The organism is bacterium, from assembly GCA_037127815.1.
Classification (GTDB): domain Bacteria; phylum Patescibacteriota; class Minisyncoccia; order Phycocordibacterales; family CAIZLB01; genus CAIJKW01.
On sequence record JBAXXP010000003.1, the window covers coordinates 1 to 12,989 of the forward strand.

General features: G+C 35.2%; 15 protein-coding genes and 1 pseudogene. 6 read left to right on the forward strand and 10 right to left on the reverse strand.

Translation table 11 applies throughout. The features are described from left to right. Positions 1-131 precede the first annotated feature (131 nt). Positions 132-650 carry a DUF84 family protein gene (locus tag WCQ00_02905; GenBank protein MEI6042490.1) on the forward strand — a complete coding sequence of 173 codons (519 nt, stop codon included), beginning with the start codon at positions 132-134 and terminating at the stop codon, positions 648-650. A 60-nt stretch (positions 651-710) separates the two neighbouring features. Here WCQ00_02905 and WCQ00_02910 read toward each other — a convergent pair whose 3' ends face one another. Next, entirely contained in the window at positions 711-1,145 is a 435-nt protein-coding gene (locus WCQ00_02910) for a hypothetical protein (GenBank protein ID MEI6042491.1), read from the reverse strand. A 59-nt stretch (positions 1,146-1,204) separates the two neighbouring features. Here WCQ00_02910 and mgtA point away from each other — a divergent pair, with 59 nt between their 5' ends. Both mgtA and mltG read left to right on the forward strand, forming a co-directional pair. After that, a complete protein-coding gene (mgtA, locus tag WCQ00_02915; GenBank protein MEI6042492.1) occupies positions 1,205-3,634 on the forward strand; it encodes a magnesium-translocating P-type ATPase in 2,430 nt (809 codons plus the stop codon). 4 nt (positions 3,635-3,638) lie between these two features. After that, the gene (gene mltG, locus WCQ00_02920) at positions 3,639-4,778 is read left to right on the forward strand and encodes an endolytic transglycosylase MltG (GenBank protein ID MEI6042493.1); all 1,140 of its coding nucleotides are present in this window, start codon (positions 3,639-3,641) and stop codon (positions 4,776-4,778) included. 44 nt (positions 4,779-4,822) lie between these two features. On the opposite strand, the gene WCQ00_02925 is transcribed toward mltG, so the two are convergent. Beyond that, a complete protein-coding gene (locus tag WCQ00_02925) occupies positions 4,823-5,512 on the reverse strand; it encodes a tRNA-dependent cyclodipeptide synthase (protein MEI6042494.1) in 690 nt (229 codons plus the stop codon). An 86-nt stretch (positions 5,513-5,598) separates the two neighbouring features. On the opposite strand from WCQ00_02925, the gene WCQ00_02930 reads away from it, so the two are divergent. After that, positions 5,599-6,102 (forward strand): hypothetical protein, encoded by a 504-nt coding sequence (locus tag WCQ00_02930; GenBank protein ID MEI6042495.1) that lies wholly within the window; start codon positions 5,599-5,601, stop codon positions 6,100-6,102. Between the two features lie 27 nt (positions 6,103-6,129). Here WCQ00_02930 and WCQ00_02935 read toward each other — a convergent pair whose 3' ends face one another. The 4 genes from WCQ00_02935 to WCQ00_02950 all read right to left on the reverse strand — a co-directional run bounded on the left by WCQ00_02935 (position 6,130) and on the right by WCQ00_02950 (position 8,966). Further along, entirely contained in the window at positions 6,130-6,540 is a 411-nt protein-coding gene (locus tag WCQ00_02935; protein MEI6042496.1) for a hypothetical protein, read from the reverse strand. 102 nt (positions 6,541-6,642) lie between these two features. Further along, entirely contained in the window at positions 6,643-7,389 is a 747-nt protein-coding gene (locus WCQ00_02940) for a class I SAM-dependent methyltransferase (protein ID MEI6042497.1), read from the reverse strand. Positions 7,390-7,468: 79 nt separating this feature from the next. Then, positions 7,469-7,903, reverse strand: a complete 435-nt coding sequence (locus tag WCQ00_02945; GenBank protein MEI6042498.1) for an NUDIX domain-containing protein — start codon at positions 7,901-7,903, stop codon at positions 7,469-7,471. Between the two features lie 133 nt (positions 7,904-8,036). After that, positions 8,037-8,966, reverse strand: coding sequence for a nucleotidyltransferase (locus WCQ00_02950; GenBank protein MEI6042499.1), 930 nt, complete (start codon positions 8,964-8,966; stop codon positions 8,037-8,039). 102 nt (positions 8,967-9,068) lie between these two features. Between WCQ00_02950 and WCQ00_02955 the strand changes: the two genes are divergently transcribed. Then, positions 9,069-9,728 (forward strand): DUF6629 family protein, encoded by a 660-nt coding sequence (locus WCQ00_02955; GenBank protein MEI6042500.1) that lies wholly within the window; start codon positions 9,069-9,071, stop codon positions 9,726-9,728. A 36-nt stretch (positions 9,729-9,764) separates the two neighbouring features. On the opposite strand, the gene WCQ00_02960 is transcribed toward WCQ00_02955, so the two are convergent. Next, positions 9,765-10,532, reverse strand: a complete 768-nt coding sequence (locus WCQ00_02960; protein ID MEI6042501.1) for a metallophosphoesterase — start codon at positions 10,530-10,532, stop codon at positions 9,765-9,767. A 1-nt stretch (position 10,533) separates the two neighbouring features. Here WCQ00_02960 and WCQ00_02965 point away from each other — a divergent pair, with 1 nt between their 5' ends. Further along, positions 10,534-10,701, forward strand: coding sequence for a hypothetical protein (locus WCQ00_02965; protein MEI6042502.1), 168 nt, complete (start codon positions 10,534-10,536; stop codon positions 10,699-10,701). A gap of 166 nt (positions 10,702-10,867) precedes the next feature. Here the strand turns inward: WCQ00_02965 and WCQ00_02970 are convergent, their stop codons facing one another. The 3 genes and pseudogenes from WCQ00_02970 to WCQ00_02980 all read right to left on the reverse strand — a co-directional run bounded on the left by WCQ00_02970 (position 10,868) and on the right by WCQ00_02980 (position 12,829). After that, entirely contained in the window at positions 10,868-11,491 is a 624-nt protein-coding gene (locus tag WCQ00_02970; GenBank protein ID MEI6042503.1) for a heme-binding protein, read from the reverse strand. A 24-nt stretch (positions 11,492-11,515) separates the two neighbouring features. Then, a complete protein-coding gene (locus WCQ00_02975) occupies positions 11,516-11,770 on the reverse strand; it encodes a hypothetical protein (protein MEI6042504.1) in 255 nt (84 codons plus the stop codon). Positions 11,771-11,803: 33 nt separating this feature from the next. After that, positions 11,804-12,829: pseudogene (locus WCQ00_02980) on the reverse strand (virulence RhuM family protein). Between the last annotated feature and the right edge of the window lie 160 nt (positions 12,830-12,989).

Sequence of the window (12,989 nt, forward strand, 5' to 3'; positions counted from 1 at the left end):
ATTCAAGACACCATTAGAAGCGTTGAGTGGTGCACTTAGAGGTTGAATGTGCCTATCGAACTATGGACAAAAGCCAAAAAATGTTCTAATATGCTATCGGAAGTCAAACAACCAACCCCCGAATCAAATTCATGAAAATAATTAGAGTTAGCCTAGGTTCCACAAGTTCCCAAAAACTTGCGGCCGTTGTACAGGCCTTTGAAGCCCTTGATATTGAGGCCACCATTACAGGTGTTTATGCCTCGTCTGAGCAGAATGACCAACCTGTTGGACATGATGAGACGTTCAAAGGAGCACTTAATCGCGCACTACGAGCGCAAGCAAGAGATCCTGGAAGTATGGCAATTGGAATTGAAAGTGGGATTATTCGTTTCAAAGCGAAAAAGCCCACGACTCAGGACGTTGCAGTGATTGTCATACTAACCACTGAAGGACGTCAAATCATCAAAACCTCAGAAGGGTTCGAGTTCCCCGAGGACTGCGTGGAAATTGCCAAAAAGCGTGGTTTTGAGGCAACAACTGTTGGGTCAGTCATCGCGGAAAAATTTGGTGGTGACCCCGCAGATCCCCACTTCACACTCTCTGATGAGAAGACAAGTCGGACTACGATAATCACGAAGGCGCTGGTGGAAGCACTTAAGGAGATTTAAGGCTCCATCAAACAAACCCAAGAGACATGCCCCCGACCCAGCAATGGCGTCGGGGGTTTTCTATTTATAAAAACACCACTTCCCTAAATATTTTTTGAACTCAGAACTTCTTGCTTCAAAAACACTTTCAAAAAAATGACCAAAAGGGTGAATCTCGGGTGTTTGCTCATAATGAGCGCGTATTTCTCTGTCCTTAAATAACCTAATATGGTACTGATGCTTATAACCATCAAAAATTCTCATACTTAATATTTCATCAGAGTCTATCCAGGCAAATCTGTTATTACGGAAACCCATACCACCCAAATACCTCCTAAAATCCTCGACTTTCTTCTTGGAATCCAAAAAACCAATATGATACGGCTGACGACCTTTGTGATAAATAATCCTAAGCTTAAGTAGCCCATCTCTTATGTACGGAAAAACTGGAGACACAATGTACTTCCAAAAGTAATATTTAATGCCATCCTTTAAATTTTTAGGTCGTGACATCATATGTGTTAGATAACAATATTTTACTACTTTTTATTTTACAAGCAAGCTATAATAATAATATGAACCTAAAAGGACTTACAACAGTACAGGCCAAGAAACAACTACTAAAATACGGCCCAAATAAAATAGTTCAAGCAAAAGAACTTTCAGCCTTTCTCGCATTTTTTGCTAGATTTAAAAACCCACTTCTAATAATCTTGGTTATTAGTTCAATTATAGTTGGAGTACTAGGAGACCTGGTAACATCGTCAATAATTATTTTTATAATATTAATGAGCGTCACGATAGACTTCATTAACACATATAGATCCCAAAAAGCAACGGAGGATTTAAAGAAACGGGTGATGATTACAGCAACAGTCCTAAGGGATGGAAAAGAAATTATACTTCCCCTTGCTGATGTGGTGCCTAATGACATTGTAATTTTGATGCCAGGAGACATAATTCCAGCTGACGGAATAATTAAAGAGTCAAAGAACCTGTTCGTAAATGAATCTCAATTAACTGGCGAGTCCTTCCCTGTTGAAAAAGAAATTGGTAGTGAGGTATATATGGGAAGTAGTACAAATACAGGTAGAGCTATAATGCTTGTCACATTAACTGGAAAAAATACAAAGTTTAGCCATATCTCCGCATCATTAATTAAACAAGAAGGGCCTACAGAATTTGATAGGGGTATTCAAGAATTTTCTGTGCTAATTATGAAACTAACTTTTGTGTTAGTTTTTTCTATATTCCTAATAGACACTTTTCTAAAGCACAGTTTTTTTGGATCATTTCTTTTTGCTGTAGCACTGGCTGTTGGCTTAACACCAGAACTTTTACCAATGATCATAGCACTCAATCTATCTAAAGGGTCACTGATTATGGCCAAGAAAGGAGTTATTGTTAAAAAATTATCTGCAATTCAAAACTTTGGAAACATGGATATTTTGTGTACTGACAAAACAGGCACATTAACAGAGAATACTATTGAGCTGGTAAAATATATTGATATTCATGGGAATGATTCTGAAGAAGTGCTTAGGGCTGCCTATGTTAGTAGTGAATTCTCAAGTGGATTCAAAAGCCCGCTTGATGATGCAATTAAAAATTACAAGACGCTGGACATTAGTTCATATAATAAAATAGACGAGGTGCCTTTTGATTATATAAGAAGACGTGATTCTGTTATTGCAGGCGTCGACGGCACACATATTATTATTGCAAAAGGTGCACCTGAGCAGGTTATTGAGGTGTGTACATTCCATGACGGGGAAAAAAGAATAAAGGCAGAATTACGAAAAAAAATATTACATCAATATGAGACACTAAGTAAAGATGGATTCCGAGTGCTTGCTGTTGCAAGGAGAGTAATTCCAATGTCGGAGAAAAAATATTCAAAGCACGATGAAGAGCATATGGAATTCCTAGGCTTTATCGCTTTCATTGATCCCGCAAAGAAAAGTGTTGCCGAAACTTTAAGAAAACTTGAAGAGCACGGAATTGAAATTAAAATTTTAACAGGTGACAATGATTTAATCACAGAAAAAGTAGCTAGAGATATTAATCTTCCTGTAAGGGGTATTCTTATGGGATCCGATATTACTCATCTTACCGATCAAGAACTTGGAATAAAGGCTGAAACTACAACAATTTTTGCAAGAGTTTCTCCTGACCAAAAAGAAAGAATAATAAAAGCATTGAGATCGCGTGGACATGTTATTGGTTTTCTTGGTGACGGTATTAACGATGCTCCATCACTGCGGGCAGCTGACGTTGGTATTTCTGTCGATAATGCGGTTGACGTTGCAAAAGATACTGCTGACTTAATTTTGATGAAGAAAAGTCTTAACGATTTAATTGAGGGTGTTATTGAAGGTCGTCGTACATTTTTGAACACTCTTAAATACTTAATGATGTCCTTAAGTTCTAATTTTGGAAATATGTTTTCCATGGCGGGAGCTTCTGTTTTATTGCCATTCTTCCCAATGACAGCACCTCAAATTTTATTAAATAATTTATTGTACGATTCATCACAATTAGCAATCCCAACAGACTCAGTTGACAGAACAGCCTTACTAAAACCAAAGAGGTTTAAGATACGTTTTTTCAAACTCTTCATGATCGTCTTTGGTCCACTTTCTTCTATTTTTGATTTCTTAACGTTCTACATTTTGTTTTCTGTTTTCCATCTCTCAGTTGGTGGATTTCAAGCTGGTTGGTTTTTAGAATCGATAGCCACCCAAACTTTTGTGGTATACATTATAAGAACAAAGAAGATACCTTTTATTCAAAGCAAGCCAAGTAAGGCTCTTCTTATAACAACAATTAGCGCAGTTATGCTCGCCTGGGCCGCTGTATACCTTCCTGTAAACAAGATATTTGGATTTGAAAGGCTTGGTATCCGTCCAGTACTAGCTATTATATCAATCACTATTGTCTATCTATTTTCTGTAGAATTTACAAAGCGATGGTTCTATAAGAAAATAATTACTGATGATAATTAAAAACATGAATTCAAAAAATACAAAATACTATATCTTGGGCACCATAGTTATTCTAACTATTATTATATTTACAATAATCTATGCGATGCTTAGCACTAATAAGGTTGGAACAAATATTTCCCAGCAAAGAAATACAACATTAATGATTGATACCGATAAAGCGACATCCTCTGCTAGCAAAGTAACAAATCTTAAGAGCAAGGCTGCCACTCCGGTTAGCCAACCTTCCTTACCAAAAATCGTGCCAGTTGCTCAAGTTGTAATACCCCTACCTGTTGGAACAGATCAATTTACAATATCAATTGGAGCTACCACAACAGAATTGATTGCAAAGAATCTATTTGATAAAGGTTTTATAGTCGACCAAGATTCATTCATCTCATCCGCACTAAAAGCAAAATTCACATTCATACCTGGCGCCTATAAACTCTCTAAAACAATGACGGCAAATCAGGTGCTTTCAACTATCAAAGCTGGGCCATATATGAAATGGATTATAATTCCAGAAGGCTTAAGAAAAGAAGAAATTGCATCTCTTCTTGCAAAAAATCTTGGATGGACAAATATCGCCAAGAAAAAATTTATTGATGCCACAAATGTAAATCCAGATTATACAGAAGGAGTATATTTTCCTGAGACATATCTTATACCTATCGTAGAAAAACCTGAAGAGGTTGCAAATAGACTGGTCTCAAAATTTAATGAAAAATTCAGCTCTCTACTGCCTCAGTTTAGCGAGCAGAATATTAAATGGACTACGGGATTAACTCTAGCTTCAATTGTTCAACGAGAAGCAGCGAACAATGCAGACACACCTCTTATTGCAGGAATATTATGGAACAGGCTAAATCAAGACATGGCATTAGGGGTAGATGCAACACTTCAATACATAAGAGGTGACAAAGGTGCTGGGTATTGGGCTCCAATAACTGTAGCTGATAAGAAAACAGAATCACCTTATAATACGTATTTAAATACAGGCCTACCTCCACATCCAATCTCAAACCCTGGGCTATCAGCAATTAAGGCCGTGCTTCAGCCAGCCTCCACAACATGTTTATATTATATTCATGACGCTCACAGAGTGACACATTGTGCTACAACATATGAAGAACATAAATTAAATATTCAGAAGTACCTTTAGTTATGATATTTGGGGTCAGGCACCATGGTGCCTGACCCCAAATATTACCTCACCTCCAAGAATACCTTTGGCTCTGTATCAATTATGTTTTGTTTAATCTCTGGGTAAATTTCACCCGCTTGAATTTTATCAATAAAAGAAGAAAATGTACCTCCTGTAGGATAACAATAAGCGTCGCAAACAATACCATTGACATTAGTTCTATTTAACAGCTCAGGCATTTCTTCAATAACATAATCGCCAAGTCTGATTATGTCAGCCTCAGTAAATTTTCTTGTCTCTTTTGATACCAGAGCTCTAACAATAGAAAGGACATCTGTTTTAAACGCAGGATTTTTTTTAGAAAAATTGTAAAGATAATTTGTCTTTTTCTTATATTCACCATCAACAATTTCCTGCCATTTGACGAATCTTAACTTTTTGAAATCAGTGGGCGGCAAATTATTTGAAAAATAATTTGCCGCATCTTCCAATACCTTATCCCCCATCTTATTTGCCTTAAGCAAAGCCTTTTCAAAAACCATTTTATTTCTCACTTCTATATTTATTGCATGAATAGAATCTGCAACATAAATAATCACACCATCCTTGGTATATTCAAGAGCCCATTGTACCAAACCTGCAATATTCTCTACGGTAAAATATTTATTACCCAAACTAATACCGACACCGATATTATATTTCCTGTTATTTAGATCCTCTATATTACCACCATGAATTGAATATAGTTTCATGTAATAATATTAGCACAATATCAAAGTTTTAGGTTAGACTCTGTGTTAACTGACCTCAAATCAAATACATGATAGAATAATCATTAATGATTTTAACCACACACGCCGTAACCGGAGCAACATTCACAGCATTAATACCAAAAAACCCCATTCTAGGCTTTGCTATAGGCTTTGGAAGTCATTTCATTTTGGATTCAATTCCTCACTGGGATTACAAACTTAAGAGCAGTAGAAAAAACAAAGAAAAACCACTTAATAATGACCTAGTTATAAATAAAGATTTTCTAAAAGACCTAGTAAAAATAGGGTTCGATGGACTTCTTGGACTATCCCTATCATTCATTCTACTTGGCGCTTTTGGACACGCATCTTTAATAGCAATCCTATTTGGTGCTATTGGTGGAATGATGCCGGACTTCCTGCAGTTTGTTTACTTCAAGTGGCGCCATGAACCACTCGTAAGTCTTCAAAAATTTCACATTTGGATGCATTCAAAACGTAGTTTAAATAGCCGTCCCATTTTTGGAATTTTCTGCCAAGTGATGGTTATTTCAATAGTGTTTCTATTCTACAACCTTTTAAGATTATAGAACAAAATTAATTTGCATCCCCAAATACTATCTGTAGTATTGAATCCCTCTCTGCTGCATACATTTAATAACCTTCATATTTCTATTATTTGAATTAGTTTCCTTTAAACACTCAACTTCTATTCTATTTCTATTCTGGACCATTGTGTATCCATTAAACCAAAGCGCAGCCAAAAGTATAACTAACATCAAAAATGCGAATGCAAAATGCCTCTTACTTATAAAGGCAGAAAAGATAATAGATAATAGTATGTACAGAATTACAGGTCCCAATATGTAACTTGTTTGTGTAAAAATACCTCCAAGAGTTGAACCCATAAGGTTCATGAAGAATATCATTATTAAAGTAAGTACAATAAAAGCAACAGCTTTCATTCTTACAAGCCCAAAAAAATCCTTTATTACTTTAGAAAAAGATGCCGGCTGTTTATTATTCATATTATATTATTTATTATTAGGTGTTATTCCAAATTTATCAAAGACACTTCTTGCCGCCTTTAGTTTACCATCATTTCTAGTTAGTAAATGTATTTGCATTTGTTAAGTATATATTATCCAAGTCGTCTGGACTAGAAAATCCTTATCTCCAAGCTTGTCTCTAAGATATGACGCCTGCTCACCACTTAATGAATATCTCTCAATAAATGCTTGCGAGAGTCCCCAAATCTTCTTGGATAGAACTCTTTCATATTTAACATTTTTGGAATCCATATAATTTTCAATTTCATTAGATGATGAAAAAAACATCCCATCTCTCTTTATTTGAGGTAATTCATCATCGATAAAAATCTTACCCACAACTTCACGCCAAGCTTCAGGATTAAAGTCATCAGCACCACCGTGTTGAATAATCGCAAAGCCTTTTACAACTCTAGATATTTCATCAATAATTCTTTTCTGATTTTCAAAAAGATTAAACTGTAGAACGTATCTCATTATTACTAAATCAATACTTTTGTCTTCAAACGGTAAAGACTCCGCATCTGTCACTATTTTTTTTCCATTTATACAATTTTCTGCTATTGCATTAGGATTTGTATCCGTAACGGTTATGTCAAAACGATATTCTGGTAGAAGATCTAAAATATCAGATAATAACTCACCCCTTGATGACCCAATATCAAGCAATGTATACGTTTTTCCCGTATCAGGCAGCCTTGATTTTATGATGTTTGAAAATAGGCCCGCAGACTCACCGTAGATTTCTATTATTGGAGCAGATATTGATTTACCTTTAAATATCTTAGCTGAGGCGTCGCCCATATCGTAGGTTGGTTTTTGATTCATCTTTTAGTTTTGGTTTTGAGCCTCCCTCAAGAAAGCCAAATCTCTCAGTCTCATAAATTTAGCACCGTAATCTTCTACCTCATTTTTCACTTTCTAGTGTTTTGATAGCTTCTTCAAGACTCATCCAAACTGGTTCAAACCCATCGGCAATTTCACCTTCTTCCAATTTTGAATCACCTATATCTCCAACTAGATCTGCAATGAAACAGTGCGAAAATTGATGTAACTCATGCATGTTTCTATATTCTTCAATAATAGCTAATTCCCTAATATTATCAGCTACACAACCTATCTCCTCCACCAACTCACGTGCGAGCGCTTCCTTAATATCTTCACCCTCCTCTACTCCCCCTCCTGGTAATTTATGAAAATTCTTTTTGGTCGCGTGCAGTAGTGCAATATTTTTATCCTTATCAAATACAATAGCTCGGCCTGCTCGCCTTTCTTTATATACATCAGGTTGTGGGTTATCAAGTCCAAAATCTGCGTCTTTGATTGTTTTTATTATTATCATGGAACTATTGTACCATGGAAATAAAACAGCCCGCGCACTGGTTAGACGAGGGGTTGTAGTTGATTTGAGACTTCCTATGTTTGTTATGCACTACTTATGTAGTACGGCTGTTTTTGCTAGCCTCACTGTCCCCCTAATTACCCCAAAGACTATTTGGATACACACCCCCAGCAATTAAATCCCTGATTTTCTGCTCCACAAAAGGTTTGTCTTCAATATAAGTAATTCCAAACCATTCTGTATCACTTGAGAGAACTTTTACTTTAACCTTTTCATCATCGATAAGCTTTTTAACTACAAATGGAGCAAAGAACTCAGCTTTTAAATTTTCTTTGTTTTCTTCTAAAAATGTTCTGAACATTCCTTCTGAGTGATTAAAATATGAAGGAGTGAATCCAAAGAAATTCATTGATGTCATTTCATTTCCAGTAAGCTCTCTGAAATCCTCACCATCTTTATACCTTGCGCCTGTTGCTGTTTTTTCTATATGAGTACGTTCTGTAATATTTTTTAAATAACCATTCTCATCTGTTTCAGATATTCCACGAGATACGGATCCGAAATCAGAAAGGGTTTTATTTAGTGGATAACCAACCATAAAATAATTTTCAGCGTCAGCATCATCACTATCACCAACCACGTCTACAGAATTAATTAAATTATCAGCCATTATTTGAAAAGATTCTGCACCATAAAAATCATCCGCATTAATCATTGCAAAAGGTTCATTTATAATATCCTTTGCCATCATAACAGCATGTGACGTTCCCCATGGCTTAGTTCTTCCTTCAGGTACAGTGAAGCCATCTGGCAAATTTTCTAATTCTTGGAAAACATATTCTACCTCAATCTTGTCCATAAACTTTGGACCTATTGCATCTTTAAATTCGTTTTCAAAGTCTCTTCTAATTACAAAAACGACCTTTCCAAACCCAGCCCTAATTGCATCATAAACCGAGTAATCTAATATCACCTCTCCAGATGGCCCTACAGGATCTAATTGTTTCAATTTTCCATAGCGACTTCCCATTCCGGCAGCAAGAACTAATAGTGTTGGTTTCATATATTTATTATAAAGGAAAAAGTTTTTTAAGTCACGTCGTTTCTTACACTACATTACTGTGATCTGTTATGTTATATACAACTAAGGTGATACAATTCAGACATGTGTTTTTCTGCATCAGCTAGTTTTATAGCGAGTGGTGCCCTTGCCGTTCTTGGTGGGGTGTCTCTTGCTTCTGCAAATAAAAAAGATAAGGTACTTGCTGCAATTCCTATAATGTTTAGTATTCAGCAATTCTGCGAAGGAATACAATGGTTATATTTAAATTCCGGATACTCATCGCCTATTATTGGATATTTCTTTTTATTTTTTTCCTTTATTATATGGCCAGTATATGTACCATCCGTGGTTTATCTATTAGACAAAGCTGAGAGAAAAATATTAGGCTGGTTTATACTTGCAGGTTCAGCTGTGGCGATTTATTTCACAACAGTTCTCATAACGGGCCCATTGGACATATATAAAATCAATTCATGCGTGAACTATAGCTTTGATTTTCCTTTCAGAAATTTTGTTATTCTAGCTTACCTACTTGCCGTTGTTGGTTCATTCTGTATTTCAAGTATCAATATTTTACGATATTTTGGAATTACAATTGGATTTTTAGGTCTTGTATCATGGTTTTTCTTTGAATATACATTCACATCTGTTTGGTGCTTTTTTGCAGCCATCGTTAGCTTGATGTTTTATTTTTATATAAGATACAAAAGAAAGGTCAACAAACTAATGGAGAAGGTTAATAATGGTGTGATGAGGAAATAGGATGAATGTTTCTTTATAGTTTTAAAGATTGTATAACTAGAAACTATTTAAGAAACTAAAGACCACTATCTCAGCATCACTCCCAACTCTCATGGGTGGACCCCATGTTCCTACTCCGCTTGAGGTGTATACGTTCATATTATTCATTTTTTTAAGGCCATAATCATAACCCTTATAAACTAAATTTGTAAATATATTAAGGGGCAATATTTGAGCTTTATGAGTGTGTCCTGAAATCTGAAAAGAAATACCCGCATTTGCAGCTTCTGCCAATTGAGAAGGTTGATGTTTTAAAAGAATAGAGGCTTTATTTCTATCTATGTTCAATCCTGAAAGAATTGATTCAAATTTTGTAGCATCAATTGAATCACGATCATCAACACCAATTAATTGCAGGCCATCCACTATAACCATTTCATTATTAAGTATTTTAATACCAGCACTACTGATAGCATCTAGGAAATGCTTGCTGTCGCTAAACTCCTCATGATTCCCTGTAATAAAATATACACCAAATTTTGGGTGTAAATTAATAAATGGATTAATGATTTCAGATTCATTAACCTTCACACCATCGTAAATATCACCTCCAATGAAAACTATATCAGGATTAATTTCATTTATTTTAGACACAATATTTTTTGCAAAATCCTGGCTATGAACAGCACCTAGGTGCAAATCGCTGACCCACACAGCCTTTTTATCTTTCCAATTAATTGGAAGGTTAGGTATAGTAACACTAATATCTTTTACAATAACATTTCTAGCATGAACAAGGCCATAAACTCCAAAAACAAAAGGCAATATGAAGCATAAAATGCCAAAATACAGCAAAGAAATATTAGGACTAAAAATATGCAGAATTCCTGATACTATGAAAAATAGAAGCGAGAATAAAAATAGGTATACAGAAAAACCAAGCCAGGATGCTGAAATAGTATATAAAGAATTGGTAAATGAATTATTAAAGTAAAAGGTTAGGATTGAAACGATTAGAAAACTAACACAAAGAATCGCTAACAGGACTCCTGTAAAAATTCTCCATGTTGCAGACAAAGAAAAGATCGTTACTATGAATTTATAAATAGTAAAATGAATCAGCGAAAGTATCAGTGTGACCATTGATATAAAAAATATGATCATATAATTTCCACCAAAACTTCATTACGAGTCATCCAGAGTGGCGTCCATGGTGGATTATATCCGGCATATTGTACCCCACCGACTACATTAATATTATCCTTTTTTAAAGCATTCAGTAGTTCTTGTTTCTTTGATTCTACACGCGCCCCTGTTCGTCCCCAAGAAAATCTGATTACGGCCATTTTCTTTTCAGGAATTGTAACAATTTTTACACGTTCATCATTTGGAACAGGAAGAGTTTCAAGAGTGTATGAACGAGGCATACCAAAAGCAATAACATGAGAATCTCCCTCAACTGTTGCGGTAACAGGAGCTGTCATTGCAATAGATTCAGATGATGATGCTGTATTTTCGACAACTGGAGCAGTCATGGCGATTTTTTCTTTCTTAGTATTACCACCAAAAATATACCCAGCAATAATACTGAAACCCTGACTTAGAGATTCCTTATAAGGACCATTTACGGTAGTTTGTGCAACTATATGCGCTGGATATAATCGTACCTCATATCCCTTTTTAGATTCCAATACTGAATATTCCGTATTCTCAACTCGAAATGAAAAGTATCCTATAATGGACCAAAGAAAGAGTATACCAATAAAAGTGTATAATATATTCATACACACATTATACCACTTAGTATATTATTTTCTATCAAGATCCTTTCTTTTGCCCCATTGCCAACGAGGTTTCTCTCCTTTTTTATAGCAAATATATAGCAACAAACCTGTGTCAAAGAATATTCCTGTTAGACCTAAAATCAAATTATGTTTTATTAGTAATGTTAATGGGATGAATATAACAAGCCACAAAAGCAGCACAAGCCAACCTTCCCAAGTTGCAGGAGTCCATCCGTATCCATAAGTTTTATTAACAAACCATATTTTGTTATTTTTCATTATTCTTATTCCTTTAAAATTTTTATAAATAAATTATTTAAACCGACCCCCTTCAGTCATCTTCCTTATTTCCTTATCAAAATCAGACTCAATTTTTTGATGTTTATTAAACTCCTTATATTCTGAAATAGCTTTCTCATCAGCGTCTATCTTTGAGACTTTTCCCTTACCATCCAAAACCTGATACTTATTGAAAGTTAGAAAATTATCAACACTCTCTGCAAACTCTTTCATTGTAAAAGTATTACTTCTTTCAATTAAACCTTCAATGTAATCAAAAAACCCTGTAACCGCTCTTTCAAGTTTTTTGATTTCACTTTCTTCTAGGTAATTCTTTGCAAAAATAACATCGGATTGCAATATTCTACCTGTTGGAGATTTTTTCCAAGTAGCAAGACCCATATGTGACAGGGTTGCATCAACTTTGTTGTAAATTATTTCAGGTGCCGTCTTACCTGTAATTGCAAAATGAAATTTATTTTGAACCATAGCATAAAATTCCTGACTAGCCCCAGAGTCTTTATCATAATCAATACTGCACTCAGCAAATATATCTGTAATTTGTTGATAGATTCTGCGCTCACTTGCTCTAATGGAACGGACTCGCTCTAGCAATTCTCTAAAATAATCAACACCAAATGTTTTCTCTCCTTGCTTCAGACGTTCATCATCAAGGACAAACCCTTTAATGATAAATTCACGAATTATATTAGTTGCCCAGATACGAAAATGGGTGGCTTTTTTGGAGTTTACTCTGTAACCCACGGCTATGACGGCATCGAGGTTATAGTGCATTGTGTCGTAGTTCTTTCCGTCAGCAGCAGTTATTCGGAAATTCCTAATAACTGAATTCTCCTTTAATTCAGCCGTTTCAAAGATATTTTTAAGGTGTTAATTTATTGTTGGGATAGAAACACCAAACAGCTCTGCGATAAGCCTTTGAGTTAGCCAGATCATCTCACCTTCTATCCTAACCTCAATTTTAGGTACACCAGTTTCACCACTAAATATGAGAAATTGTGCGATTTTACTATTCTTAGAGATGTTTTTTTCTTCCATGATTTAGTCATTTTATCACAAAAGAGATGGTGGTTCTAGCTCTAGAAAAATTACCACATCTTACTTTTCATCTTTGAACTACCAAGGATTCAAGGGATGTATGGGAGGATTAGATTGAGTATTGAAATGATTAATAATCTGACATATCTAAAGGTCTAAT

Bases quoted from the DNA above. Each gene is read 5' to 3' on its own strand.
- WCQ00_02905 (MEI6042490.1), top strand. From the start codon at position 132: ATGAAAATAATTAGAGTTAGCCTAGGTTCCACAAGTTCCCAAAAACTT.
- WCQ00_02910 (MEI6042491.1), bottom strand. From the start codon at position 1,145: ATGATGTCACGACCTAAAAATTTAAAGGATGGCATTAAATATTACTTT.
- mgtA (MEI6042492.1), top strand. From the start codon at position 1,205: ATGAACCTAAAAGGACTTACAACAGTACAGGCCAAGAAACAACTACTA.
- mltG (MEI6042493.1), top strand. From the start codon at position 3,639: ATGAATTCAAAAAATACAAAATACTATATCTTGGGCACCATAGTTATT.
- WCQ00_02925 (MEI6042494.1), bottom strand. From the start codon at position 5,512: ATGAAACTATATTCAATTCATGGTGGTAATATAGAGGATCTAAATAAC.
- WCQ00_02930 (MEI6042495.1), top strand. From the start codon at position 5,599: ATGATTTTAACCACACACGCCGTAACCGGAGCAACATTCACAGCATTA.
- WCQ00_02935 (MEI6042496.1), bottom strand. From the start codon at position 6,540: ATGAATAATAAACAGCCGGCATCTTTTTCTAAAGTAATAAAGGATTTT.
- WCQ00_02940 (MEI6042497.1), bottom strand. From the start codon at position 7,389: ATGAATCAAAAACCAACCTACGATATGGGCGACGCCTCAGCTAAGATA.
- WCQ00_02945 (MEI6042498.1), bottom strand. From the start codon at position 7,903: ATGATAATAATAAAAACAATCAAAGACGCAGATTTTGGACTTGATAAC.
- WCQ00_02950 (MEI6042499.1), bottom strand. From the start codon at position 8,966: ATGAAACCAACACTATTAGTTCTTGCTGCCGGAATGGGAAGTCGCTAT.
- WCQ00_02955 (MEI6042500.1), top strand. From the start codon at position 9,069: ATGTGTTTTTCTGCATCAGCTAGTTTTATAGCGAGTGGTGCCCTTGCC.
- WCQ00_02965 (MEI6042502.1), top strand. From the start codon at position 10,534: ATGAAGCATAAAATGCCAAAATACAGCAAAGAAATATTAGGACTAAAA.
- WCQ00_02970 (MEI6042503.1), bottom strand. From the start codon at position 11,491: ATGAATATATTATACACTTTTATTGGTATACTCTTTCTTTGGTCCATT.
- WCQ00_02975 (MEI6042504.1), bottom strand. From the start codon at position 11,770: ATGAAAAATAACAAAATATGGTTTGTTAATAAAACTTATGGATACGGA.